This window comes from Branchiibius sp. NY16-3462-2 (assembly GCF_001594145.1).
GTDB lineage: Bacteria > Actinomycetota > Actinomycetes > Actinomycetales > Dermatophilaceae > Branchiibius.
Map to the genome: position 1 here is coordinate 125012 of NZ_LVCF01000046.1, position 24778 is coordinate 149789.

24 protein-coding genes are annotated in these 24778 nt (G+C 67.4%); 9 read left to right on the top strand and 15 right to left on the bottom strand.

Translation table 11 applies throughout. From position 1 onward, the window contains the following. Positions 1-7: 7 nt before the first annotated feature. Complete coding sequence (locus tag AZH51_RS17910) at positions 8-1069, bottom strand: quinone-dependent dihydroorotate dehydrogenase (RefSeq protein ID WP_291526221.1); 1062 nt, start codon at positions 1067-1069, stop codon at positions 8-10. After that, positions 1066-2154, bottom strand: coding sequence for a mannose-1-phosphate guanylyltransferase (locus AZH51_RS17915; RefSeq protein ID WP_291526222.1), 1089 nt, complete (start codon positions 2152-2154; stop codon positions 1066-1068). The genes AZH51_RS17910 and AZH51_RS17915 overlap by 4 nt, the downstream gene beginning before the upstream one ends. Before the next feature lie 96 nt (positions 2155-2250). Here AZH51_RS17915 and AZH51_RS17920 point away from each other — a divergent pair, with 96 nt between their 5' ends. Continuing rightward, entirely contained in the window at positions 2251-3372 is a 1122-nt protein-coding gene (locus AZH51_RS17920) for a glycosyltransferase family 1 protein (protein WP_291526223.1), read from the top strand. A 10-nt stretch (positions 3373-3382) separates the two neighbouring features. On the opposite strand, the gene AZH51_RS17925 is transcribed toward AZH51_RS17920, so the two are convergent. The 6 genes from AZH51_RS17925 to trpS form a co-directional block, all read right to left on the bottom strand. Continuing rightward, entirely contained in the window at positions 3383-4138 is a 756-nt protein-coding gene (locus tag AZH51_RS17925; RefSeq protein ID WP_291526224.1) for a hypothetical protein, read from the bottom strand. Positions 4139-4295: 157 nt separating this feature from the next. Continuing rightward, positions 4296-5036: a succinate dehydrogenase/fumarate reductase iron-sulfur subunit gene (locus tag AZH51_RS17930; protein ID WP_291526225.1), complete on the bottom strand. Its 741-nt coding sequence runs from the start codon at positions 5034-5036 to the stop codon at positions 4296-4298. Next, positions 5033-7000, bottom strand: a complete 1968-nt coding sequence (locus AZH51_RS17935; RefSeq protein WP_291526226.1) for a fumarate reductase/succinate dehydrogenase flavoprotein subunit — start codon at positions 6998-7000, stop codon at positions 5033-5035. The genes AZH51_RS17930 and AZH51_RS17935 overlap by 4 nt, the downstream gene beginning before the upstream one ends. A gap of 10 nt (positions 7001-7010) precedes the next feature. Then, positions 7011-7727: a succinate dehydrogenase cytochrome b subunit gene (locus tag AZH51_RS17940; RefSeq protein ID WP_291526227.1), complete on the bottom strand. Its 717-nt coding sequence runs from the start codon at positions 7725-7727 to the stop codon at positions 7011-7013. Positions 7728-7775: 48 nt separating this feature from the next. After that, positions 7776-8285: a 2'-5' RNA ligase family protein gene (locus AZH51_RS17945; RefSeq protein WP_291526228.1), complete on the bottom strand. Its 510-nt coding sequence runs from the start codon at positions 8283-8285 to the stop codon at positions 7776-7778. Between the two features lie 3 nt (positions 8286-8288). After that, the gene (trpS, locus tag AZH51_RS17950) at positions 8289-9329 is read right to left on the bottom strand and encodes a tryptophan--tRNA ligase (protein ID WP_291526229.1); all 1041 of its coding nucleotides are present in this window, start codon (positions 9327-9329) and stop codon (positions 8289-8291) included. A gap of 56 nt (positions 9330-9385) precedes the next feature. On the opposite strand from trpS, the gene AZH51_RS17955 reads away from it, so the two are divergent. Further along, on the top strand, positions 9386-10195 hold the full coding sequence (locus tag AZH51_RS17955) for a DeoR/GlpR family DNA-binding transcription regulator (protein WP_291526230.1): 810 nt from the start codon (positions 9386-9388) through the stop codon (positions 10193-10195). Between the two features lies 1 nt (position 10196). On the opposite strand, the gene AZH51_RS17960 is transcribed toward AZH51_RS17955, so the two are convergent. The 4 genes from AZH51_RS17960 to AZH51_RS17975 are packed head-to-tail and all read right to left on the bottom strand — an operon-like array spanning position 10197 to position 12971. Further along, complete coding sequence (locus tag AZH51_RS17960; protein ID WP_291526231.1) at positions 10197-10763, bottom strand: low molecular weight phosphatase family protein; 567 nt, start codon at positions 10761-10763, stop codon at positions 10197-10199. After that, positions 10760-11560 carry an HAD-IIA family hydrolase gene (locus tag AZH51_RS17965; RefSeq protein WP_291526232.1) on the bottom strand — a complete coding sequence of 267 codons (801 nt, stop codon included), beginning with the start codon at positions 11558-11560 and terminating at the stop codon, positions 10760-10762. The genes AZH51_RS17960 and AZH51_RS17965 overlap by 4 nt, the downstream gene beginning before the upstream one ends. A 4-nt stretch (positions 11561-11564) precedes the next feature. Further along, on the bottom strand, positions 11565-12353 hold the full coding sequence (locus tag AZH51_RS17970) for an exodeoxyribonuclease III (protein WP_291526233.1): 789 nt from the start codon (positions 12351-12353) through the stop codon (positions 11565-11567). A gap of 21 nt (positions 12354-12374) precedes the next feature. Further along, the gene (locus AZH51_RS17975) at positions 12375-12971 is read right to left on the bottom strand and encodes a DapH/DapD/GlmU-related protein (protein WP_291526234.1); all 597 of its coding nucleotides are present in this window, start codon (positions 12969-12971) and stop codon (positions 12375-12377) included. An 18-nt stretch (positions 12972-12989) separates the two neighbouring features. Between AZH51_RS17975 and AZH51_RS17980 the strand changes: the two genes are divergently transcribed. After that, on the top strand, positions 12990-13844 hold the full coding sequence (locus tag AZH51_RS17980) for a hypothetical protein (RefSeq protein ID WP_291526235.1): 855 nt from the start codon (positions 12990-12992) through the stop codon (positions 13842-13844). Between the two features lie 11 nt (positions 13845-13855). Here AZH51_RS17980 and AZH51_RS17985 read toward each other — a convergent pair whose 3' ends face one another. Further along, the gene (locus tag AZH51_RS17985) at positions 13856-15664 is read right to left on the bottom strand and encodes an ABC transporter ATP-binding protein (protein WP_291526236.1); all 1809 of its coding nucleotides are present in this window, start codon (positions 15662-15664) and stop codon (positions 13856-13858) included. A 65-nt stretch (positions 15665-15729) separates the two neighbouring features. On the opposite strand from AZH51_RS17985, the gene AZH51_RS17990 reads away from it, so the two are divergent. Genes AZH51_RS17990 through AZH51_RS18015 form a run of 6 tightly spaced genes read left to right on the top strand, consistent with a single transcriptional unit; the run spans position 15730 to position 21000 of the window. Further along, the gene (locus AZH51_RS17990; RefSeq protein ID WP_291526237.1) at positions 15730-16824 is read left to right on the top strand and encodes a glycoside hydrolase family 99-like domain-containing protein; all 1095 of its coding nucleotides are present in this window, start codon (positions 15730-15732) and stop codon (positions 16822-16824) included. Then, positions 16824-17867, top strand: a complete 1044-nt coding sequence (locus AZH51_RS17995) for a glycosyltransferase family 4 protein (protein ID WP_291526238.1) — start codon at positions 16824-16826, stop codon at positions 17865-17867. The genes AZH51_RS17990 and AZH51_RS17995 overlap by 1 nt, the downstream gene beginning before the upstream one ends. Further along, positions 17860-18825 carry a glycosyltransferase family 2 protein gene (locus tag AZH51_RS18000; protein WP_291526239.1) on the top strand — a complete coding sequence of 322 codons (966 nt, stop codon included), beginning with the start codon at positions 17860-17862 and terminating at the stop codon, positions 18823-18825. Before AZH51_RS17995 ends, AZH51_RS18000 begins: the two co-directional genes overlap by 8 nt. After that, positions 18822-19691, top strand: a complete 870-nt coding sequence (locus AZH51_RS18005) for a hypothetical protein (protein WP_291526240.1) — start codon at positions 18822-18824, stop codon at positions 19689-19691. Before AZH51_RS18000 ends, AZH51_RS18005 begins: the two co-directional genes overlap by 4 nt. Continuing rightward, positions 19688-19924, top strand: coding sequence for a hypothetical protein (locus AZH51_RS18010; RefSeq protein ID WP_291526241.1), 237 nt, complete (start codon positions 19688-19690; stop codon positions 19922-19924). Before AZH51_RS18005 ends, AZH51_RS18010 begins: the two co-directional genes overlap by 4 nt. Next, positions 19921-21000, top strand: coding sequence for a glycosyltransferase family 4 protein (locus AZH51_RS18015; protein ID WP_291526242.1), 1080 nt, complete (start codon positions 19921-19923; stop codon positions 20998-21000). Before AZH51_RS18010 ends, AZH51_RS18015 begins: the two co-directional genes overlap by 4 nt. Here AZH51_RS18015 and AZH51_RS18020 read toward each other — a convergent pair. Beyond that, positions 20997-22370, bottom strand: a complete 1374-nt coding sequence (locus tag AZH51_RS18020) for a polysaccharide biosynthesis tyrosine autokinase (protein ID WP_291526243.1) — start codon at positions 22368-22370, stop codon at positions 20997-20999. The genes AZH51_RS18015 and AZH51_RS18020 overlap by 4 nt on opposite strands. Then, entirely contained in the window at positions 22367-24670 is a 2304-nt protein-coding gene (locus AZH51_RS18025) for a glycosyltransferase (protein ID WP_291526244.1), read from the bottom strand. Before AZH51_RS18025 ends, AZH51_RS18020 begins: the two co-directional genes overlap by 4 nt. Between the last annotated feature and the right edge of the window lie 108 nt (positions 24671-24778).

Consider the following 24778-nt stretch of genomic DNA (forward strand, 5'->3'; position numbering starts at 1 on the left):
AGCCTAGTCAGCCCAGCGCCTGGTTGAGCTCCATCACCAGGGCCGGACCACGGTAGATGTAGCCGGTATAGACCTGCACCAGGTCCGCGCCGGCATCGACCAGAGCAAGCGCATCATCGGCGCTGCCGACCCCGCCCACGCCGATGATCGGCAGCGCGGCGTGCCGGGCGACGTACTCCACCACTGCCCGCGAGCGCCGGGTCAGCGGCGCACCCGAGAGCCCGCCCGCCTCCTTCGCCAGCGGCAGGTCAGCGTCCGCCAAGCCGTCCCGGCCGATGGTGGTGTTGGTCGCGATGATCCCGCTGATGTCGGCGTGCGCGGCCACTTCGAGCACGTCGTCAATGGCGCTGTCGCTGAGATCCGGCGCGATCTTGACGAAGACGGGGGTCGGGCGGCCTCCGGTGGCTGCAGCCAATCGTGTTGTCTCTGTGACGATCTCGGCCAACAGCTCGGCCAGCGGCTCCTTGTCCTGCAGGGAGCGCAGACCGGGGGTGTTGGGGCTGGAGACGTTGACCGCGAAGTAGTCCGCCACCGGGTCGAGGGTCTGCACGGAGGTCAGGTAGTCGCCGACCGCCTCCTCGACGGGCGTGACCTTGGTCTTGCCGATGCTGACACCGACGGGTACGCCGATCGGTCCCGTCGCGCGCAACCGGTCCGCCAACGCCTGGGCACCGGCGTTGTTGAAGCCCATCCGGTTGATGATGGCCCGGCTGTCGCGCAGCCGGAACAGGCGGGGTTGGTCGTTGCCCGGCTGTGGTTGGGCGGTCACCGTGCCGAGCTCGACGTGGCCGAAGCCGAGGGCCGGCCACGCCAGGGCCGCGATGCCGTTCTTGTCGACGCCCGCGGCCAGCCCGACCCGGCCGGGGAAGCTCAATCCGGCAACGGTCACGGATTGGGTCGGCACCTTCAGCGCGGCGGCGATGGCGGCACGACGGTGCGGCCCGAGACCCGCCAGTCGGTGCAGTGTCTGCTCGTGGGCGGCCTCGGCGTCGCCACCGCCGACCCGGAAGAGCACAGGTCGCAGCAGGTGGCGGTAGCCCAGGTCGAGAGTCGTGCGGCGGGGGTTCACGTCAGGTTGGCGCGGCCGGTCTCGACGAGTTGCTCGACGATCTTCTTCACGTCCTGCGCCCGGGCCCGGCTGGTCACCAGGACGGCGTCATCGGTATCCACCACGACGATGTCGTCAACGCCCATCGCGACGACCGTGCGACCCGATCGCGGCGCCACCACACCCGTCGCGTCCTGCATCACGACCAACTCACGACGGCCGAGGACCTTGACCCCCGGGGAGTCGGCGTTGTCGGCCAACAACCCTGCCAGCGAAGCGAAGTCACCCACGTCATCCCAGGAGAAGTCACCGGGGATCACCGCAACCCGACCATCCACAGCAGCTGGCTCGGCGATCGCGTTGTCGATCGCCAACTTGGTCAGCCGGGGCCACAACTCGTTGATCCGGATCGGCTTCTCCGCGATCTGGCGCAGGTATTTGGCCATCAGCGGCTGGTAGTGCTCCAGCATGCTCATCAGCGTGGCCGCCTGGACGACGAACATACCGGCGTTCCAGCGGAAACGGCCGGAGCGGAAGTACTGCTCGGCCGTAAGCGGGTCCGGCTTCTCCACGAACGCCGTCACCCCGTGGGCGCGAGGTGCACCATCGATGTCCAGCGGTTCGCCGGTCTCGATATAACCGAACTGCGTCGCGGCGTGCGTCGGCTCGATGCCGATGGTGACCAGCTTGCCGGTGCGGGCCACCGCGACCGCCTCGGTGACGCAGGCCCGGAACGCCTCTTCGTCGATGATCACCTGATCAGCGGCGAACGAGCCGATGATCGCGCCGGGGTGACGCGCCTCCAGGATCGCGGCAGCCAGACCGATCGCCGGCATCGACTCACGCCGGGAAGGCTCGACCAGCACATCGTCCTCACCGAGCTCGGGCAGTTGCTCACGGACGGCGTCCACGTGTTGCCAGCCGGTGACCACCAGGAAGCGGTCGTCGCACAGTGGTCCGAGACGGTCGAAGGTCGATTGGAGCATCGAGCGGCCGGACCCGGTCAAGTCGTGCAGAAACTTCGGTGACGCCTCGCGGGACAGCGGCCAGAGCCGGGTCCCGGAACCACCGGCAGGGATGACCCCCCAGAAATCATCGATGCTCACGCCGCCAACGGTAGCCGAGACCGTTCACGAGACGCTCACTACCGCGCCATCTGACAAGCCCCCTCCTGGTCGCCTTGATCACGCACGCTGTAGGTCGTGAAGGTTGCGATCGTCACCGAATCGTTCCTGCCGACCCTGAACGGGGTCACAACCAGCGTCTGCCGGATCTTGGACGAGTTCTCCCGCCTGGGCCACCAGGCCACGGTGATTGCTCCAGGTCCCGCGCCCGCCGCCTACCGCGGCCACCGCGTCCACCAGGTCCGCGGCATCACCCTTCGATCGTTCCGAGTGGGTCTGCCGCCGGCATCCCTGGAGCCCGTGCTGCAGTCCTGGGCACCGGACGTACTGCACGCGGCTTCCCCGTTCGGGCTGGGCGCCCGCGGACTGGCCGCGGCCCGCAACCTGGGCATCCCGACCGTGGCCATCTACCAGACCGACGTGCCCGGCTATCTGGGTCAGTACGGCGGGCGCCCGGTCGCCGCACTGTCCTGGCGTTGGGTGCGGCACCTGCATTCGCTCGCCGACCTCACCCTCGCCCCGAGCACGGCAACGATCGAGCAGTTGCGGGCACGCGGCGTACCTCGCGTGGCGCATTGGGGCCGCGGCGTCGACTCCTCCCTCTTCGACCCGGCACTGCGCGCCAGCCCTGATGTGGTCGCCCTCCGCGAGTGTCTGGCACCGCAGGGTCAGAGCATCGTCGGGTACGTCGGTCGGCTGGCTCCCGAGAAGGAGGTGCACCGCCTGGCGGTGCTGGCTGACGATCCCTCGGTGTCACTGGTCATCGTGGGTGACGGCCCGAGCCGGGCCCGGCTGGAGCGGTTGCTGCCGCAGGCGCACTTCCTGGGGTATCGCACCGGCGTCGAGCTGGCCCAGGCCTACGCCGCACTCGACGTTTTCGTGCACACCGGCACCAAGGAGACGTTCGGCCAGACCCTGCAGGAGGCCATGGCCTCGGGGCTACCGGTCGTGGCACCGGCAGTCGGTGGTCCGCTGGACATCGTGGAGCCCGGGCGGACCGGGTGTTTCTACGAGGCCGGTTGTCCCGATGAACTGCGCCGCGTGGTGCTCGATCTCTGTATGGACCCGGACTATCGCGCGGCGTTGGGACATGCAGCGCGGCAGACCGCGTTGCAGCGTGGCTGGTCGCGGACCGTCGCCGACCTGATCACCTACTACGAGCAGGTGCGCTCCCCGCGCAGCCTCGCGGTCGCTGCCTAGCCCCGGCCGGCTACTTCAGCAGGCTTCCGGTGACAGCGGCGCTGATCACGGAGTTGCCGGCGCTGGATAGGCGGTAACGGTAGGTTGCCGAGGTCGCGTAACTCGCTGATACCGCACCGTTCTTGCCGACCGCAACGGTCTTCACCGTGGTCCAGGCGCCTTTGCCGTTCGCGGCCTGGCGCTGCAGCGCTACCTTCGTGCCCTTGGCCAGCGGCGTCCACGCATTCGTCCAGTCACTCGCCTTGAAGTACGACGCGTTGGCAGTCATCGTCCGGGTCTTACCGGACTTGCGGATCTTGGCGCTGGTGAACCGCGAGCCCTGCTTGATCGTGAAGGTCGTCGTATCTGGGACCGAGAACGGCGCGTCGTTGATCCACTGGTAGGAGTTCTTGATCGCAGCGCTGTAACTGCCGTGGATGCCGGATATCTTGAAGGTTCCGAACCCCATGTACGGGCACCAGAAGAAGCTGCTGCTCCAGGTGCCTGACACCGACTGCAACATGTCGTAATCCGTGTCGACGTTCTTGTTGCCGAGCCACAGATCGGCCTGAATAGAAGCGAAGAAGTACTGGGGGTCGACCCGCGAATCGCGCACTGCGTACTTCGCATTGAAGTAGACGTTGGTGCACCCGCCCGAGGTCACCGAGACATTGGCTGCCTTCAGATTGCTGACATCCACCGGGTAATCGGCGGCGATCGCCGCCGGGGCGGAGCTGAAGGCGATGACGGCGCCGGTTCCGGCGGCGACGAGGACACGGTTGCGCATTGAAGACCCCACTGCGTTGTGGCTGTGATTGACGCGCACAGCACATCACGAAATCACCGCAATGTCCTTGTTTTCGGCGCCATCACGACGCCGGATCCCAAGGTGTGCGTCCCTCCGGGGCTAGCAAGGTCGGGAGGGGGTGAAACAGCCGGGCAGATCAGGCGTGCTTCTTGGCCTTACGGAAGTCCTTGTTGAGCTGGGAGATGACGTCCAGCGGGATCTCCTTGGGGCACGCGGCCGCGCATTCACCGATGTTGGTGCAGCCGCCGAAACCCTCGAAGTCGTGCTGGTTGACCATGCTGACCACCCGCGCGTCCCGCTCCGGCTGGCCCTGCGGCAACTCTCCGAGGTGGGCGATCTTGGCACCCATGAAGAGCATCCCCGAGGCGTTCGGGCACGCTGCCACACACGCGCCACAACCGATGCAGGTGGCTGCGTCGAAGGCCCGGTCGGCGGCTTCCTTGCGCACCGGGATGTTGTTGGCCTCGGTTGCCGCACCGGTGTTGACCGAGATGTAGCCGCCGGACTGGATGATCCGGTCGAACGAGGAACGGTCCACGACCAGGTCGCGCAGAACCGGGAAGGGCGCTGCCCGCCACGGCTCGATGGTGATCTCGTCGCCGTCCTTGAACGAGCGCATGTGCAACTGGCAGGTGGTGGTGACCTCCGGACCGTGGGCCATGCCGTTGATCATCAGCGAGCACATCCCGCAGATGCCTTCACGGCAGTCGGAGTCGAAGGCCACTGGCTCCTTCGCCCCGCCCTGCAGGTCCTCGTTGAGGACATCCAGCATCTCCAGGAACGACATGTCCTCGGAGACGTCGGTGACGTGGTGGGTCTCGAAGCGACCGGCGTCCGAAGGGCCGTCCTGACGCCAGATCTTGAGGGTGAGATTCACTTGTAGCTCCGCTGCTTCAGTTCGATGAAGTTGTAGACGAGGTCTTCCTTGTGCAGCACCGGCTTCCCGCCGTCGCCACCCCACTGCCAGGCCGCGACGTACGCGAACTCGTCGTCGTGCCGCAGCGCCTCGCCGTCCTCGGTCTGCGACTCGGTCCGGAAGTGGCCACCGCAGGATTCGCGGCGATGCAGCGCGTCGATGCACATCAACTCGCCCAGTTCGAGGAAGTCGGCCACCCGGCCGGCCTTCTCCAGCGATTGGTTGAGCGTCTCGGCGGATCCCAGCACCTTCACGTTGCGCCAGAACTCATCGCGCAGACCGCGGATCAGGTCGATCGCCTTGAGCAGACCTTCCTCGTTGCGCTCCATCCCGCAGTACTCCCACATGATGTGGCCGAGTTCCTTGTGGAAGGAGTCGACGGTGCGCTCACCGTTGATCGACAGCAACTTCTCGATCCGGCCCTTGACCTGGGCAACCGCCTCGAGCACCTCGGGCGCGTCCGGCGCCACCGGCTCGAACGGACCCTCGGCCAGGTAGTTGCGGATGGTGTTCGGCAGGACGAAGTAGCCGTCGGCCAGGCACTGCATCAGCGAGGAGGCACCCAGGCGGTTCGCACCGTGATCGGAGAAGTTCGCCTCACCGGTCGCGTAGAGCCCGGTGATCGTGGTCTCCAGGTCGTAGTCGACCCACAGGCCCCCCATCGTGTAGTGCACGGCGGGGTAGATACGCATCGGCACCTCACGCGGGTCCTCACCGGTGATGCGCTGGTACATGTCGAAGAGGTTGCCGTATTTGGCGTCGATGGCAGCGCGGCTCATCCGCGACAACGCGTCGGAGAAGTCCAGGTAGACGCCGCGGCGGAAGTCACCGACCAGCGGGCCGACGCCGCGGCCCTCGTCGCACATGTACTTGGCCTGACGCGAGGCGATGTCACGAGGGACCAGGTTGCCGAAGGAGGGGTAGATCCGCTCCAGGTAGTAGTCGCGGTCCTCCTCGGGGATGTCCCGCGGGTCCTTGTCGCAGTCCTCGCGGCGCTTGGGCACCCAGATCCGGCCGTCGTTACGCAACGACTCACTCATCAGGGTCAGTTTGCTCTGGTGATCGCCGCTGACCGGGATGCAGGTCGGGTGGATCTGCGTGTAGCACGGGTTACCGAAGTAGGCGCCCTTACGGTGCGCCCGCCAGGTGGCGGTGACGTTGCAGCCCATCGCGTTGGTCGACAGGAAGTAGACGTTGCCGTAGCCACCCGAGGCCAGCACGACTGCATCGGCCAGGTGCGTCTCGATCTCGCCGGTCACCATGTCCCGGGCCACGATGCCGCGGGCCCGCCCGTCCACGACGATCAACTCGAGCATCTCGTGGCGGGTGAACTCGGTGACGCTGCCGGCAGCGACCTGCCGTTCCTGCGCCTGGTAGGCGCCGATCAGCAACTGCTGACCGGTCTGGCCGCGGGCGTAGAAGGTCCGGGCAACCTGCACACCACCGAACGACCGGTTGTCCAGCAGGCCGCCGTAGTCACGGGCGAACGGCACGCCCTGGGCGACGCACTGGTCGATGATGTTGGTGCTGACTTCGGCCAGCCGGTAGACGTTGGTCTCCCGGGAGCGGTAGTCGCCGCCCTTGACCGTGTCGTAGAAGAGCCGGTAGGTCGAGTCGCCGTCGTCGTTGTAGTTCTTGGCGGCGTTGATCCCACCCTGCGCGGCGATCGAGTGCGCGCGGCGGGCGCTGTCCTGGTAGCAGAACGCCTTGACGTTGTAGCCCGCCTCGCCAAGGGTCGCGGCCGCGGCGCTGCCGGCCAGACCGGTGCCCACGATGATCACCGACAGTTTGCGGCGGTTGGCCGGGTTGACCAGTTTGTTCTCGAATTTGGCCGTGGTCCAACGTTGTTCGATCGGACCATCGGGACACTTGGTGTCGGCGATCGGGTCACCGACGGCATAGATGTCGGGGAAGGTGTCAGTCATGTGATCGTCCTTAGTCGATGACGCCGAACAGGATGAACAGGGGCGGGAGGATGAAGCCCACGGCGACGACAAGGGCCACGACCCCGGCCGTGGTCTTGGCGATCCGGCGCGCCGTCGGCGTCGGGGTGAAGCCGAGCGTCTGCGAAGCACTCCAGATGCCGTGGTTCAGGTGCATCCCCAGCGCGATCATCGCGGCCAGGTAGATCAGCGTCAGCCACCACACGTTGAAGCTGGAAACGACCAGCTGGTAAGGGTTCTGGGTAATGGCCGCGCCCTGCCCGCCACTACCGACGTTGAGCTTCAGGATGGTGAACTGCAGCAGGTGCCAGATGATGAACAGCAGCAGGAACAGACCACCCCAGCGCATCCACTTGCTGGAGATCGACGCGGCCACCCGCTTCTTGACCGAATACCGCTGCGGCCGTGCGGCGTTCGCCCGCTTCCAGAGCGTCGCTGCGCAGTAGACGTGCGCGATCACGGAGACCAGCAGAACGGCCTCGATGATGTAGAGCAGACCGTGGTAGGGCAGGACCGGCTCACCGATGGTCCGCAGATGCTCGGAGTACTCGTTGTAAGCAGACTCACCGACGAACAACTTCAAGTTGCCGTACATGTGCAGCAGGACGAACAGAACGAAGATCACACCGGTGACGGCCATGACCGTCTTGAGGAAGATCGTGCTGCCGGTCTTCCCCGTGTGCTTCACAGGAACGGTTGATGTGGCCACAAACCGTAATTCTACGGACGCCGTATCCGTTTGGGGGGTGAGGCAGCCCTAACCGAGCGGGAACGGACGCACTGACTCCCAGCTACCGCCCTCGTCCTGCTCGTAAAGGTCGATCTCCGTGGCCACGAAGCTCTGTCGGTACTCGGCGAACTCCGCCGCCACCTCGTCCATCGCGTCATCGCTCACGTCGTGGGCCAGCGTCACGTGCGGGTGATAGGGGAAGTCCAGCGGTCGCTCGACCGGGCCGCGCCGGATGGCAGCCTGTAACCGGCTCAGTTCGGGGATCCCTTCGTCGACCTTGACGAAGACGACCGACGAGACCGGGCGGAAGGTGCCGGTGCCGGCCAGTACGACGCGGAACGGCTGGGAGCCTCGCGCCACCTGGGCCAGGTGGCCGGCGAACTGCACCAGATCCAGTCCGGCGACATCGGTGGGTGGCAACAAGGTGATGTGGGTGGGAATGGCGCGAGCGAGCGGATCACCGGCGCGGGCGCGGGCCTCGGCAATGAGCCGGCCGCCGGGTTCCGGGATCGCCAGTGCGACGCCGATCGTGCGCACGGATTATCGCGCCGGCAGGAAGCCGACGGCGTCGTACGCGCGTGCGAGTACTCCACCTGCCACCTCCCGCGCCCGGTCAGCCCCCTTGGCCAGGATCGCGTCGAGCTCACCGGGATCGGCGAGCAGTTCCTCCACGCGTGCCTTGAACGGTGCCTGCACCTCGACCACCAGATCGGCGACCTCGCCCTTGAGCGCGCCGTAGCGGTTCGGGCCCTCGAACCGGGCGACGATGCCGTCCACCGGCTCGCCGGAGAGCGCCGAATGGATGCGCAGCAGGTTGGCGATCCCGGGCTTTGCCTCCGGATCCCAGCGCACCTGGTTGTCGGTATCGGTCACGGCCGCCTTGATCTTCTTGATGTTGACCTTGGGCTCGTCCAGCATCATCAGGTTGCCGGACTGGTTGTCCGCGGATTTGCTCATCTTCGACACCGGATCCGCCAGCGACATGATCTTGGCGGTCTCCGAGGGGATGTGCGGTTCGGGGATCACGAACGTATCGCCGTACCTGGCGTTGAACCGCCCGGCCAGGTCACGGGTCAGCTCCAGGTGCTGGCGCTGGTCCTCACCCACCGGTACGGCGCTCGCGTCGTAGAGCAGGATGTCGGCGGCCATCAGGATCGGGTAGGTGAACAGTCCGACGTTGGTCGCCTCCGAGCCCCGCTTGCTGGACTTGTCCTTGAACTGGGTCATCCGGGCGGCCTCCCCGAACCCGGTGATGCAGGACAGGACCCAGGCCAGCTGGGAGTGCTCGGGTACGTGCGACTGGACGAACACGGTCGACTTCTCCGGGTCGATCCCGCCGGCGAGGTACTGCGCCGCGGTGACCCGGGTGCGCTGCCGCAACTGCGCCGGGTCCGGGGACACCGTGAGCGCGTGCTGGTCGACCACACAGAAGAACGCATCGAACTCTTCCTGCATCGCTACCCAGTTCACCTGTGCCCCCAGGTAGTTACCGAGGTGCAAAGAGTCGTGCGTGGGTTGCATTCCGGACAGGATGCGCGGTCGCGCGTCCCGCCCGGGCAGCCGCGAGGCAGAAATAGGCATGTGAGCCATCTTCGCAGCCCGTGCGCCCTATCCTGAACCCAGGAAGGAATTGACTCATGCTTGCTCGCCAACGGCAGGAGCACATCCTGCGCAAGATCGCCGAGGACGGCGGGATTCGCGTTTCGCACATCGTGGCGGAACTCGGCGTGAGTGACATGACGATCCGCCGGGACATCGAAGCGCTGGCCGAGCGGGGGCTGGTCGCCAAGGTGCACGGGGGCGCGATCCCCATCGGTGAACGCACCATCGATGAGCCGGGTTTTCACATCCGCTCGGAGATGAACCCCGATCACAAGTCAGACATCGCCCGGACCGCGGCCAGCCTCATCAAGGCCGGCTCATCGGTTGCCGTCTCGGCAGGGACGACCGCCTACGCGGTGGCCGTCGCACTGCGCCCGATCAAGCGTCTGACGGTCGTGACCAACTCACCGCGGGTCGAGCAGGCGCTTTACGACCCGTCCCGGGACGACCAACTGCTCGTGCTCACCGGCGGGGTGCGCACACCCTCCGACGCACTGGCCGGACCGGTGGCGAACGCGATGCTGGCGACCACGCACGTCGATTCGCTCATCCTCGGCGTGCACGGCATCGACCTCAACGCCGGCCTCACGACGCCGAATCTGCAAGAGGCCCAGACCAACCGGGCGCTCATCCGATCCGCGAAACACGTGATCGTCGTGGCCGACCATTCCAAGTGGGGCGTGGTCGGGCTCTCCACGATCGCGACGCTCGACGACATCGACACCCTGGTCACCGACGCCAACCTCGATGAGGAAGCGCGCCGCGAGATCACCCGCCACGGGGTGAACCTGATCATCGCCCAGACCCACGAGTTCGACAGCCCGCTCGTGAGCCTGGCGCACTGATCTACTGGTCGCCGCCTGCCGGGCCCTGGAGCGCCACCTCGATCGCCCTGATGATCGGCGGAAGCGCGTCATCGACGTACGCCGACATCGCACTCACGACCTCATCCGGCTTGCCGTAGGGGTCTGGCACCGTGCATTCCTCGTCGGTCCGCGACGGGCCGCGGCCGCGGAGGGCGACCGCCCGGGCCACCACGGCCGGCAACCCACCCTCCTGGGCGTGCACCGGCGCGTCCGCGGCCAGCGCATCGGCAAGTTCGCGCAGGGTGAACGTGCGGCGCATGGCGCGCGGCGCGTTGCGCAGCACCTTGCGCTGGTGCTCGCGCGACGCGGTGATGACCAGATCGGCCTGCTCCGCCATCGCCGGCTGGAGCTGCCGGGAGGCGAATCCCGTTGCGTTCACGCCTCGTTCGAGGAGTTTGGCCTTGACCCGCGGCTCGATGTCGTCGCCCACCAGGGCCATCGTGCCCGCGCTGGAGACATCCACGCCCGGCAGCGCCGCGGCGAGCAGACGTTCGAGGTACGGCGAGCGGCACACGTTGCCGGTGCACACCACCAGGATGCCGCTCACGACTGCCGTGCGAGCTGGTGCACCAACGGCACCACATCGGCGATGCTGTCCAGAACCCGCGTCGGGAGGTACGGAAACCGTTGCACCGCATCGGCATTCGTTGATCCGGACAGGACCAGGATGGTGCGCAGACCGGCTTCCAGCCCGCTGACGATGTCAGTGTCCATCCGGTCACCGATCATCACCGTGTGCTCGGAGTGCGCATCGATGCGGTTCAGCGCGGTGCGCATCATCAACGGGTTGGGTTTGCCCACGTAGTACGGCTCGACGCCGGTGGCCTTGGTGATCAGCGCGGCGATCGCTCCGGTGGCCGGCAGCGGCCCTTCGCGGGACGGACCGGTCGGGTCCGGGTTGGTGGCGATGAACCGAGATCCATTCTCTATCAACCGAATTGCCCGGGTAATTGCCTCGAACGAGTAGGTACGCGTCTCCCCCAACACCACATAGTCCGGATCCCGGTCGGACATGACGTAGCCGATCTCGTGGATCGCGGTGGTCAGGCCCGCCTCCCCGATGACGTACGCCGTGCCCTCCGAGCGCTGGTTGCCCAGGAACTGCGCGGTGGCGAGCGCCGAGGTCCAGATCGCCTCGACCGGCAGCTCGATTCCGGTGGCCCGCAGCCGGGCCTGTAGGTCGCGCGGGGTGAAGATCGAGTTGTTGGTCAGGACCAGGAAGCGCCGGTCGGTCTCCTGCAGGGCCGCCAGGAAGTCCGCGGCGCCCGGGATCGCGTGTTGCTCGCGGACCAGCACGCCGTCCATGTCGGTGAGCCAGCAATCGACTGGTTTCGAATCCGTCATAGCTTCAGTCTGCCTCGTGATCGATGACCAGCGCCGCGTGATCGCTCCAGCGCTCGGCGTACGTCGCGGCGCGGCCCACGCTGACCCCGCTCACCCGCTGCGCCATGGAGGGCGAGTGGATGGCGTAGTCGATGCGCCACCCCGTGTCGTTGTCGAAGGCCTTCCCGCGCCATGACCACCAGGTGTAGGGGCCGTCGACGTCACCGGCTGCGCGGCGGGTGACATCAACCCATCCGTCGGCGAACCACTTACTGAGATAGGCCTGTTCGTCAGGCAGGAACCCCGCCTTGCCGCGATTGCCCTTCCAGTTCTTCAGGTCCTGCTGGGTGTGGCAGATGTTGAAGTCGCCGGTGAGGACGACCTGCTCGTGCCTGACCTCGGCCAGGCGGGTGGTGATGGCCTCCAGGAAGGCGTACTTCTCGTCCTGCCGCGGGGTGTCGGCCTCACCGGTGTGCACGTAGGTGCTGATGACGCGAACCGGGCCGGTCGGTGTCTCGACGACCGCTTCGACCCAGCGTCCCTGCTCCTCGAAGCCCGCGAGGCCGATGTGCCGGTCCGAGATGGCGTACGGCGTGAGGACGGCCACGCCCGCGCGCCCAGCGGCACTGGCGGGGGCGTGCGCAAGCTGCCACTCGGCGTACGTCGATCCGGCCAGTTGCGCGGTCAGCTGGGCCTGCGTCGCCCGCACCTCCTGCAGGGTCAGGACATCGGGTCGCTGGCCGGCCAGCCAGTCCAGCCCTCCGCGGCGGGCGGCGGCACGGATGCCGTTGACGTTCGCACTGATCAGTCGCACGGCCCCAGTCTGCCTGGTTGGTCAGACGAAGCGTTTGGCGTATCCGAGCTGGTAGCGCAGATCACGGTTGCGGTCGCGGATGTAGCGCGCCGGGTTGCCGCCCACCAGCGTGTACGGCGCCACGTCCTTGGTCACGACCGACCCGGCGGCCACGACGGCGCCCTCGCCGATCGTCACTCCGGGCAGCACGATGGCGTGGCTGGCGATCCACGCGTAGTCACCGATATGCACCGGCCCACCCACCTCGGCGAAGTCCGGCGAATCGACGTCGTGCTGGCGGGTGTAGATCGTGACGTGGCTACCCAGGTTCACGTTGTCGCCGATGACCAGGCCGCTGCGACCGTCCAGGAACGCCGTGTCGCCGATCGTGCAGTGCTGCCCGATGGTGATCAGATCCGGTGCGTAGAACTCGGCCCGCCAATGGATGCTCGAGGTCTTGGGCAACTGCATGCCGGCCAGGCGGTAACAGCCCGCGCGCACGCGGTGCGAGGGGACGTAGCCGAGGTCGGCGAGCAGCCGCAGCCGCAGATCGCTCCATACGTCCCGGCGCCACCGCACCGCAGCAACAGCGCCCGCCGGCGCGATCCTCTTCGCACTCTCGCGCAGCGCTCCGACCACCCGGCTAGCCTATGGCCGATGAGTCCACGGATCGGCGCGTACGTGCTCACCGCGGACACCACGTGGCTGGCGAAATCCCTACGCAGCTACTACCCATTGCTGTCTGCATTGGTCATTCCGTGGCCGGAGGATGGGTTGGGCTGGAGGGGTCAGCCCCTGCCGCTCCAGGAGGTCCGGGCTGCGGTTGAATCCGTTGATGACCGTCACCTCCTACGGTTGGTCCCGGGTCGGTGGACTGATCCCGGGAGACCCCTGAGCATGGAGACCCAACAACGCCAGGCAGCGGTCGATGCGTTGAGCCCTGACGTCGACTGGATCCTGCAGACAGACAACGACGAGGTCCTGCCGGATCCCGAGCGCCTGCTGGATGCGCTGGCGTACGCCGAGGCGCAGGGTCTGGACGCCGTCGAGTGGCCCATGCGCCTCCTCTTCCGGCGCACCCACAACGCCGTGTTCCAGATCGCCACGACCGGCGAGCAACCCAGTTACGAATACCCCGGACCGATCGCCGTGCGACCAGGTACAGCGCTCGTCAGCGCTCGGCGTACGCACGGGGCGTTTCTGCGGCCGGTGGTCGACGGCGACGACGGTTCGCTCCAGGTGGCTCGTCCGGCGCTGGAGGGCGAGGACCGGTCGTTCACCATCCCGCCGGGCGCGGCGATCATCCACAACAGTTGGGCGCGGTCCCCGCGGCAGGCGTGGGCGAAGGTCACTGGATGGGGTCACACCTCCGGTGTCCGTGGAGTCGTCTATTTCGCGGCGGTCTGGCTGCCCGCGCCCATCACGTGGCGACTGCTGCGCAACTTCCATCCGTTCGCGCGGGATCTGTGGCCACGGCTCGTGCGCGTTCCCGTCTCTCCGGATGTCGAGTAACGAAGAAGGCGTTACCCAGCGCGCGACAGGCCGCCGAGCTTGACCATCCGCGCGAATCCCGGACTGGCGGCGATGACGTCTTCGAACGATCCGACGGCGGCGACCCGTCCGTGGTCGAGATAGACGACCCGATCCACGTTGCGCACCGTCGACAGGCGATGTGCGACAACGATGATCGTCATGGATCCCTCGAGGTCGTTGATAGTGCGGGCGATCCGGTGCTCGGTCTCGTTGTCCAATGCCGAGGTCGCTTCGTCCAACACCAGGAACGTCGGCTGGCGATACAACGCCCGAGCGATTCCCACCCGTTGCCGCTGACCGCCGGACAGCAGCGAGCCACGCTCACCCACCTGCGAATCCAGACCGTTCGGCAGCGATTGGACCAGATCGTTCAGCTCCGCGCCCCGAACCGCCGCGCCGAGTCGGATCCTGTCGATCTGGGTGGGGTCCTGATCGAAGGCGATGTTCTCGGCCAGGGTACCCGTGAACAGGAACACGTCCTGGGGCACGTAGCCGATGGCGCCGCGCCACTGCTGGGGTGCGGTTGCCAGGTCGACCCCGTCCAGGCTGATCTGTCCATCGGTGGGCGTGTGCAGTCCGAGGATGAGGTCGACCAATGTGCTCTTACCCGCCCCGCTACTGCCGACGAAAGCGGTCGACGACCCCGGCTCGAATGCAAGATCGACGGCGCTGAGGGCGTCGGTCGTTGCGTCCGGGTAGCGGAAGCTGACCTGCTCCAGTCGCAACGTGCCCTCGTGCAGAGGCCCAGCGGCCGAGTCGGCGCTCTCAGCAGGCGGCGCGCTCGCGGGATACCGGTCCAGGTCGCGCACCATCGCCTCCAGCGCGGGCACGCCCACCCGCACGTTGCTCAGGCTGCCCAATAGCGCCGAAGCCGAAGGGATCGTCCGGAAACCCGCGGCAACGAACACCGCCAACAGGCCGACCGATCCACGATTGCCCTGGCTCTGCGAGAGGCTGGAGAGGGCCAGCAGGACTCCGACGCCCAGGATGAAGACGATCTCCAGGTAGTAGCGCGGAAGCGAGCCCAGAAAGCCGGCCATCCGATCGGCGTACGCGCGTCGGTAACTAGCGGCCGCATAGCGCTCGATGAACACGTCCTGGACGTTGCGCAGGTGGATCTCCTTGGTGGCACCGAGCGCCTTCATCGACTCGGTGATCTCCTGCCCGGCGAAGTCCGCGACCCCGCGTCCGGCGCGGACCGTGCGGGGTCGCAGAACCTTCACGAAGATGACGCCGGCGACGGCGAGATACAGCGCGAAACCCACGGTGGGTAGCGGCGCGAGCACGAAGAGGACCACGGCCATGGCGACCAGACTGACGACACTGGTCAGCGCCGAGACCGACCCTGCGAGGGCGTAGTTGAACGCCAGGGTGACCGTGTTCTGCAGGACCTGGATCAGCTCGGCCGTGGGACGTTGGGCGATCTGCGTGTACGGCGCGTGCAGGAATCCGGACAGCAGGCGCACCGAGGTCTTGGCCCGTTCGTCGTAGATGAGCGCCGTGGACCACCAGTTGAAGAGGATCTGCAGCAGGTCCTTGAGCAAAAACAATCCCACCATGATCCCGGCCAGGATGGCCACGAAGGTGGCCCGCTGGGGCGAGCCGAGGGAACGGCTCAGCGCACCCATGACTCCCGCGTCGTAGAAAGCACCCGAGGAGATGTTCACGATCGGATACACCAGCGCGATCGCCAGCATGTCCATCATCGCTGCGATGAAGTTGCCCAGTGAGACCAGGGCGAGCCTGACCTGGAACCGGCGGTCGGTGAAGGAGCGGATCGAGCGCAACACGCTGATCATTTCAGCTCCGGTCCTATCCCCTTGAGCAATCTGGTTGGCTCAGCGCCTCACGCTAACCTATCGGCGTGGCGGCGGGTCTGGTGAGCGGCGTGCGCCCAGTGGCCTTCTACCTGCCTCAGTTCCACCCCGTCCCGGAGAACGACCGGTTCTGGGGTGCTGGTTTCACCGAATGGACCAACACCGCCAGGGCCCGGCCGCTCTTTCCCGGTCATCGCCAGCCGCATCTGCCCGCCGACCTCGGCTTCTATGACCTGCGATCGCCGGCCGCCCGCGAGGCGCAGAGCGATCTGGCGCAGCAGTACGGCGTGAGCGCCTTCGCCTATTGGCACTACTGGTTCGGCCGCGGTCGACGGATCCTGGAACGTCCGTTCGCGGAGGTCCTGTCCTCCGGCTCACCGCAGGTGCAGTTCTGCCTGGCCTGGGCCAATCAGTCGTGGACCGGGGTGTGGCACGGCGACCCGGGCCGGGTGCTCATCCAGCAGACGTACGGCGGACCCGACGACTACCGCTCGCACTTCGAGGCGGTCCTGCCGGCCTTCCGTGACGAGCGCTACCTGCGGGTCGACGGCAAACCGGTGTTCTACATCTTCCGGCCCGAAGAACTGCCGCACCGTCACCTTTTCGTCGACCTGTGGCAGCGCCTGGCCCAGGACAACGGTCTGCCCGGGCTCTACCTCGTCGCCGAGGTCAGCGACCTGCTCGGGCGGTATCCGGTCTATTCGGACTTCGCCGCGGACGGTTTCGATGCGGGGGTGCACATCCGCGTCCCGGCCCGGGTGACGAAAGCCGCCGAACAGCGAAACCGCCTGACCCGCAAGACGTTGCGCTGGCCGGAGAACTATCCCTACACCTCCGACTGGGCCTATCTGTCCGGCGGTCGCGACGACCTCATGCCGTGTGTCTACCCCAACTGGGACAACACCCCGCGCTCGGGCCGCGACGGTCTGGTCATCACCGGCAGCACCCCGGAGAAGTTCCGCGATCTCGTCACGGCCGCTGCGTCGAGCACCCTCGGCCGACCCGCCGAGGAGCGCCTGTTGTGGGTCAAGTCATGGAACGAATGGGCTGAAGGTAACTATCTGGAACCCGACCTGGAATTCGGCCACGGCTGGCTGGAGGCGCTGCGCGACGGTGTTGCAGCGGCCCGCGAGGTGGCGTGATGGCGTTGCGGATCGCGATGATCTCCTACTCCCTGCCGAGCACCAGCAAGATGGGCATCGGCTACCAGGTGGACTCCCTGGCGACGGAACTCCCCCGCCGGGGACACCCCGTCGATGTGTTCTCGCCCTGCCCGCCGGTACCCGGTGCTGTCTACGGTCACCGGCTGATCGCCCTGACCGGCTCCCTACGCACGTTCCGGTTCGCGACGCGGTTACGCCGCGAGGACTTCACCGACTATGACGTGGTGCACGCCCACGGCGACGACTACTGGATGTGGCGTCGCCGGGTGACCTCACATGTGCGCACGCTGCACGGCTCGTGCTTCGACGAAGCCCTCACCATCAAGGGGGTCAAGGAGAAGGCACGGATGGTCGCGCTCGGTGGCACTGAGTGGCTCGCGTCGGTGGTCGCCGATCACACCGTGGCCGTGGCGCCGGAAGCACGACGCTGGTACCCATGGGTACACCAGGTCATCCCCAACGGCGTCGACTTCGACCTGTTCGCACCCCCAGGCGATCTGCACAGCCGACGCGAGGACCGGCCCACCGTGCTGTTCGTGGGGACCTGGCATGGTCGCAAGCGCGGGGCGGAACTGGTCGCGGCCTTTGACCAGCACGTGCGGATGGCCGTTCCCGATGCCCAGTTGTGGCTGGTGTGTGACGACGCGCCCGAATCCCTGCCACCCGGCGTCGTGGCGTTCGGGCGCATCCCCAACGCCGAGCTGGCCGACCTGTACCAGCGGGCGTGGGTCTTCGTACTGCCTTCTGATTACGAGGGATTCGGGATTCCGTACGCCGAGGCGATGGCCGGCGGGGCAGCCGTGGTCGCGACACCCAACGAGGGCGCTCGGTTCGTCACCGACGAGGGACGGTTCGGCCGGTTGGCTGCGTTGAGCGACATCAGCACACCGATCGTGGAGCTGCTGCGCGACCACCCGAGCCGCGCCAGCCTCAGTAGGGCCGCTCACGAATGGGCTCGCCGGTTCAGTCTCTCAACGGTGACCGACCAGTACGAGGCGTTGTACGCCGCGCGGCATGAGTAGCGATCGGCGCGGTCACCTGATCGTCATCCTCAGTTACGGCGATCCGGATCGGGCCCTACGCTGTGCGACCTCCTGCCTGCAGGCACAGGTCGCGGACGTTCTCATCGTCGTCAATCCCGTGACCTCTGACTCGCCCCCTGCTGATGCGCTCGTGGAATTCGCCGGAGCCCGACCGCACGCCGACCTGTTGGTGCTGCCGCGCAACCTGGGTTTCACTGGCGGGATGAACGCCGGTCTGCAGTGGGGTCGCCAGCGTGGGTACGACGTCCTGACCGTCCTCAACGACGACACCACCGTGCGCGCCGGGGCGGTCCCGCGGCTGGACCACGTCGCTCGCAGCAACGCCGCCGCGATCGCGCCCCGCATCGATTTCGCCGATCGCCCGGGCGAGCCGTGGTCCCTCGGTGTCACGAACGACGCGACCGATCTGCTCCCGCGGCATCTGACCCACGCGGAGTTCACAGCGCTGCCCCGTAGGGATGGCCTGGTGGCGGTGCCGTTGTTCACCGGGTGCTGCATCTGCGCCACCGCGGCCGTGTGGGACCTGGTCGGCGGCTTCGACGACGATTACTTCCTCTATTTCGAGGATTCGGATTGGTCCCAGCGGGCCCGGCAACTCGGCGTACCACTGCTCATCGACGACCAAGCCATCGTGGACCACGAGGTATCCGCGTCCTCCGACGGTTACCTGAGCGGCTACTACTACGCCCGCAACCTGCTGCGTTACGCCACCACCTGGCACGCAGGTGCGGCGGTCCCACTACGGATGTACGCGAGGCGCTCGCTGCGGCCGGCGCTGCGCACGGTGCGGACCGAAGGACCGGTCGAAGCGGCCCGGCGTACCTTCGTATCCCTCGCAGGGGCAACGGCTTTCGCCGGTCGGCGACGTGGGCCGGTAGGGCCGCGGCTCACCCGGGTGATCACGGCGCTGAGTGGCAGCGATCGGCGTACCCGATGACGGACTCGACGGTCCTGGTTCCCGATGACGTTGCCCGGGAGCTCACCCACGCGGTCGCGCAGCACTGTGCCACCAGAGCCTCGGCCCGGATACTGCACCTCAAAGGCCTCGCACTCGATGAGCCGCTGCGCCGCGACACGATCAGCAACGACGTGGACGTCCTGATCGACCCGACGCAGACTGCTGCCCTCGCCAAGCAACTCCGTCGCTGCGGGTGGGTCATCGAGACAGACTTCGCCTCGGGCTCGCCGTTCGAGCACGCGGCCACCTGGCACCACCCGGTGTGGGGTTACCTCGACGTGCACCGTTGGTGGCCCGGGATCGAGATCGACCCGACCCGGGCCTTCGAGCTGCTCTGGGCGTCGCGTCAGCAGCGACCGTTCGCCGGACTCGTGGGCGCCGTACCCGCGCTCCTTGATCAGCGAATCATCCTGCTACTCAACGCTGCTCGCGCAGGTGACCACGCGCGGGCAGAGGATCTGGACAGCAGCTGGCAAGACCTCACCCACACCCAACAGCAGGAGATCCGCGGTCGCGTCGCCCAGTTTCGCGCCGAGCCGGCGTTCGCCGTCACCCAAGGCGACCTCGAGCAGTTCCGGGACCGCCCCAGTTACCGGCTCTGGCGGGCCATGAGCGAGCCGACCTCACGGACCGCTGAGTGGTACGCGCGGGTGTACGCCGCCCGCGGGCTTCGCGCGCGAGCGCGCCTGATCGGCCAGGCGCTCGTGGTCAACCGCCAACACCTGGAGGTTCTGGCAGGCCGGCCCCTAGGCCGCCGCGAGTTGGCCGCGGCGCAATGGCGCCGGGTCCGGGAGACCGGCCGGGAGCTACTGACCGCGACCCGGAACGCAGGGCGGCGCCCATGACCGCCGGATATCAGTTGGGCGTTGACACCGGCATGGTCGTACGCCGTGAGCCGGACCTGGTCGTGTACCTCGCCAACCTGGTCTCCGGTCAGATCACTGTGGCGCCGGGACTCTCGGCGGACGCGATCCTGCGAGCCCTCGGCCAGGCGGCCCTCGAGCGGGACGACGGCCGCGACCAACCGATCCTGGATGCCCTGGTGGCCACGGGACTCCTGGTCGAGGTGGCCGGATGACGACCCCGCACGTGGCCGTCGTGCACAACAACATCGACGGCAACTCGGCCATCGGCAAACTGGCGCGGTGGGCGGTCCAGGTCGGTCTTGAAGCCGGCTGGCGGGTCACGGCGGTCGCGCACGACCTGGACCGAGACCTGCGCGCCGACGTCGAGTGGCGTCACCTCTTCGTGCCGCCCCGCGTGCACGCCGTCCAGTGGGCAGTAGCCGAACCGACGGTCCGGCACGCACTGCGCGGCAGTACCCATGACGTGCTGCACGTCTACCAACCCCAACTCACCGGTTTCGCCGACACCTGGCACGTGTCCTACCTGTCCCGCTCCGCTATCGAACACGGCGCGTTGGGGGACGAACCCGGCTGCCGCGCCCGCCTGGCGCGAGCGCAGGCCCACCTCGTCGCGCGTATGGAGGACGCCTATCTGCGCCGCACCGGATCAGGCGCGAACGTGCTGTGGTGCAGTGAGTTCATCCGCGATGAGTACCTCCGGTTGTACGGCGCCCCCGCCCGTGGGGAGATCCTCTACGACCCGGCTCTCGACGCGGGTGCCGTCGCGCCGCAGCCCCGGCCGGTTCCGGCCGGCGGGCCGGTCATCGGATTCCTCGGTGGACTCGACCCGCGCAAAGGACTCCGGGACCTGATCCCCGCCGTCGCCGCCGTGACCGACGCGACGCTCGTCGTGGCCGGCCCCGGTAGCGAAGGCTTCTCCGACGTCCGCCTGGGTGAGCGGTTGAGCGCACTGGGCTGGACCCCCGACCTGACGGACTTCTGGGCCAGCATCGATGTCTTGGCGATGCCGAGTCGGTTCGAGCCGTTCGGAATGGCCGCGACGGAGGCAGCGATGCGCGGGATCCCGGTTCTGCTGAGTCCCCAGGTGGGATGTGCCGACCTCTTGCTCAACGATGGCGCCGCGGCCGTGTGGGACGGCACTGCGCAGGACTTCGCGGACCAGCTCAGGGCCCTATCCCGCCGCAGTATCCAGCGGCCGGGCTTCCCGCAGCGCGTTGCCGAGACGCTCGACCCGCGGCGGCTGGGTGACCAGCTTCTTGCTCACTGGACGAAGGCGGTTCGTGCCTAACCGCGTTTGTCACTCCGGCGTGAGCGGGTGCGACCGGAGGCAGCCATCTCCTGCTCGCCGTATCCGTACTTGCTGCCGTACCCGTAGTCATCGCTGAAGTGATCGGCGTAGTTCAGCACCGTGCCGGACAGGTTCGCGTCCACGGTCTCCAGCGCCTTGAGCGTGATCTGCAGTTCGCGACGCGATACCTGACCACCGCGCGCCACCAGGATGAGATTCCCGGTGAGCTTCTCCAGTTCCAAAGCGTCGACCACAGGCAGCATAGGCGGGCTGTCGAAGACGACGAAGTCGAACTCGGCGACCAACTCCTGGAACAGACCCTGCATCGCCGATGACCCGAGCAGTTCGCTCGCGTTGGGTGGTACCGGACCCGCGGGCAGCACGAAGAGCGGCAGCGACGGCTCGGGCTCGACCAACACGTCCTTGAGCCCGACCTCGTGCACGAGCACGTTCGTCAGCCCCACCGAGCCGTCGATGCCGATGGCGGATCCGACACCCGGTTTACGCAGATCCCCATCGACCAGCACCGTGCGATACCCGTCGCGGGCCATGGCCAGCGCCAGGTTGGCCGCCACCGTCGTCTTGCCGTCGCCGGGGCGGGCAGAGGTCACCACAACCGCCGGCACATCGTTGGTCACATTCACGAACTTCACGTTGGTTCGCAGTCGGCGCATCGCCTCGACCATCGCACCGGACGGGTGGTCAGAGGTATCCACCACCCGGTGACCGCCGCCTACCCGCGGCACGATGCTCAGGACCGGCCGCTGCACCAGGGTTTCCAGATCCTCGACCGTGCGAACCCGGTTGTCCATGAAGTGTCGAAGCAGCGCCATCGCGACGCCCAGGAGCAGGCCGACCGCCAGGGCGAGCTCGAGCGCCTTCTTGAGATCAGGAGATGCGGGTGAAGCAGGCACCTCGGCCGGCTGCACCGCAGTGCTGGTCACGGACCCGGCTCCCGACAACAACTGGGAGAACTGGGGTGCCACGGCAGCAAGTGCCGGTCCGGTCGCGTTTGCGATCGCCGCCGCCTCCTGCGCGCTTCCGGAGCTGGCGGTAGCGGTCATGATGTTGGCGGTGTCGGACAAGGTGGCACTGACGGTGACCGGCACCGACGGACCGAGCTTCGCCTGTTGGCGAATGACCTTCTGCACCGCGGGGGCCGAGACCACCTGGGCGTAGGTTGCGAGGTCGTCGCGCTGCACCGGAGTTCCCTGCCCGTTGCTGCCCGCCAGGTAGAACCGCGCGCTGGCCTCATAGGTCTTGGGCTGCATGAGGGTGCTCACCGCGGCCACGGCCAGGACAACCAGCAAAGTGCCCAGCAGCCAGCGCCAGCGCTGACGCATGATGCGCAGAAAGTCGCGGATGGTCACGCGGGTCCAGCCTCCGTGGTCGATGGTTCGGGCAAGTGTGCCACGAGGTGGGAGCCGAGTACTTCACCTAACTGCCGGGCGAACTGCTCCGGGGAGAACCGCTGTGCGGTGCTCCTGATCTTGTCCGGGTCCCAGGCGAGCGTGTCGAACCGGGCCAGGCCGTCCTGGAGGGCCGATACCTCGGGTGCGTCAAAGAACAGTCCGTTGACGCCGTCCTGGACCGTGTCCAGATAACCGCCGCTTCGCAACGCGACAGCGGGGGTTCCGAACTGAGCAGCCTCGACGGGGGTCAGTCCGAAGTCTTCGAAGCTGGCGGCGATCAAACAGCGTGCGTTCGCGTACGCCCATCGCAGCTGCTCCTCGGGCACGTCACTGCGCAGGTCGACGTTGGCCGGCAGGTTGGCTGCGATCTGGTCCCTCAACGGGCCGGCGCCGATCACCAGCAAGCGATCGCCGCGCTGGGCGAAGGTACGCACCACCATGTCGACGTTCTTGTACGGCAACAGCCGGCACACCACCAGGGCGAACCCCGGGTCGATCCCGTCGATGGGTTCCTGCAGCCCGGCCGGATCCAACGTGACCGGCGGGTGGATGATCAGTGGCTCGATGCCGTACGTCGCCCGGACGACCTGGGCGACCGCCGTCGAGTTCACGATGTAGGTGTCCGCGGTCCGCGCAGCCCGCCGGTCCCACCGCCGCAGACCCGGGCGCAGCGCGGCCAGCGCTGCGCCCTTGGGCGTCAACCACCAGTTCTCGCCCAGGTATTCGCGGGTCTTGTACAGCCACCGGGCCGGCGAGTGACAGTAGACGACCTTGCGGCCGTTGACCCGCATGCCGTGTGCCCATCCGCTGCTGGACACCAGGACCACGTCGCCGCTCACCGAACTGCTCGAGGCCGCGATCGCCAGGATCGGTATGGCCGCCCGGTAGTGCCGTCGCAACCAACCCACACGGTTCAGCCAGCTGGTGTGGATGTCGACCTCGGCAAAGGACGCGAAGGTCGCCGCAGGCTCGTACATCAGGGTCTTCAAGGTGGCGTCCGGGAAGAGGTCGCACATCGCGCGCACCACACGCTCGGCGCCGCCGCGCTGGGTCAGGTAGTCGTGGGCCAGCGCCAACGGGGGTCGCGCAGCGTGCCCGGGGATCAGTCGTTTCCACAACACGGTCGTCTGACGCGCCGACTCGGCCAGGTCGTAGCGTTCGGCCACGTACTCATAAGCACGCTCCGCCCGATCAGCGGCCGTCGCCGGATTGGCCAGGACACCCGTCACGGCCCGGGCCAGAGCACCCGGGTCACCGCCGGGCACGAGCAGACCGTAGGACTGTCCCGCAGCGGGCTGCACGACATCGGTGACCCCGCCACCGGCAGTCGCCACGACCGGCACGCGGCGCGCCATCGCCTCGGTGACGACCTGACCGAACGGCTCCGGGACGGGCGATGCATGCACGAACACCGACCAGGTGTCCATCTCGGCGTACGGATCGTCGACGTGGCCGGTGAGTTCCACGTGCCCGGTAAGATCAGCCTGTTCGATCTGCGCGCGCAACCTCGCGGCGTACGTGTCCTGACCGAACATCGTGGCGCCCACGATGCGGAATCTTGCGGCAGGGAACTGTTCCAGGATCCGCGGTGCCGCGGCGAGCAGAACATGCTGACCCTTGGTGTCGCTGATCCGCCCGAGCATGCCGATGACCGGGGCCGCATCATCAACGTCACGTTCAGCACGGCGCAGCGCGGCCGGTTCGAGGGCCGGCGGGATCACGGTGATGGGCGCACCGGGCACTGTCTCTGCTGTCGCGGCGGAGTTCGCGACCACGGCATCGGGCACCCGCCGGGCGGCCCGTTGCAGCGCCTTCACCCACGCACCGGGCAGGTAGTCCTCCGCGATCCGGTCGTGCAGATGCCACACCAGCGGCAGCCGCAGTGATTTGACCGCCGCCGAGGCGAGGACATGGCTCTTCAGCGATTGCGTATGCACCAGATCGACATCCAGCGCTTTCAATTCCCGACGCAGGCGACGTTGGAAGGCCGGGAGCGCGAGGACCTGGCGACCCAGGGACCGCGGGCTGAGTGCCTGGTGCCGATTGGTGGCATTCACCTGGCTGTCCAGAGGTACCACCACGACCTCAAAGCCCTCCCCCGTCAGGGTCTCGGCCAGCGGACCATGCTCGAAGAAGACGAAAACAACCTCCACGTCCTGCCGCAAAGACCGGGCGAGACGCGCCATGCCCAACTCGGCGCCGCTGGGCAGAACGCAGTGGCTGATCATGGCGACTCGCAGTTGTCGCGTCGAGGTCATGATCCAGCCCCCTTTCCCGTTCTCGTTCAGCGATAGTGTTCCCCAGGTTGGTCCTCGAACCAGAATCAGACCACCTGGACCACCATCGCCCATATCCCCCGAGGAACC

Coding starts and splice junctions, on each gene's coding strand:
- AZH51_RS17925 (WP_291526224.1), bottom strand. CDS start 4,138: ATGCGCAACCGTGTCCTCGTCGCCGCCGGAACCGGCGCCGTCATCGCC.
- AZH51_RS17935 (WP_291526226.1), bottom strand. CDS start 7,000: ATGACTGACACCTTCCCCGACATCTATGCCGTCGGTGACCCGATCGCC.
- trpS (WP_291526229.1), bottom strand. CDS start 9,329: ATGCCTATTTCTGCCTCGCGGCTGCCCGGGCGGGACGCGCGACCGCGC.
- AZH51_RS17955 (WP_291526230.1), top strand. CDS start 9,386: ATGCTTGCTCGCCAACGGCAGGAGCACATCCTGCGCAAGATCGCCGAG.
- AZH51_RS17965 (WP_291526232.1), bottom strand. CDS start 11,560: ATGACGGATTCGAAACCAGTCGATTGCTGGCTCACCGACATGGACGGC.
- AZH51_RS17980 (WP_291526235.1), top strand. CDS start 12,990: ATGAGTCCACGGATCGGCGCGTACGTGCTCACCGCGGACACCACGTGG.
- AZH51_RS17985 (WP_291526236.1), bottom strand. CDS start 15,664: ATGATCAGCGTGTTGCGCTCGATCCGCTCCTTCACCGACCGCCGGTTC.
- AZH51_RS17995 (WP_291526238.1), top strand. CDS start 16,824: ATGGCGTTGCGGATCGCGATGATCTCCTACTCCCTGCCGAGCACCAGC.
- AZH51_RS18000 (WP_291526239.1), top strand. CDS start 17,860: ATGAGTAGCGATCGGCGCGGTCACCTGATCGTCATCCTCAGTTACGGC.
- AZH51_RS18005 (WP_291526240.1), top strand. CDS start 18,822: ATGACGGACTCGACGGTCCTGGTTCCCGATGACGTTGCCCGGGAGCTC.
- AZH51_RS18010 (WP_291526241.1), top strand. CDS start 19,688: ATGACCGCCGGATATCAGTTGGGCGTTGACACCGGCATGGTCGTACGC.
- AZH51_RS18015 (WP_291526242.1), top strand. CDS start 19,921: ATGACGACCCCGCACGTGGCCGTCGTGCACAACAACATCGACGGCAAC.
- AZH51_RS18025 (WP_291526244.1), bottom strand. CDS start 24,670: ATGACCTCGACGCGACAACTGCGAGTCGCCATGATCAGCCACTGCGTT.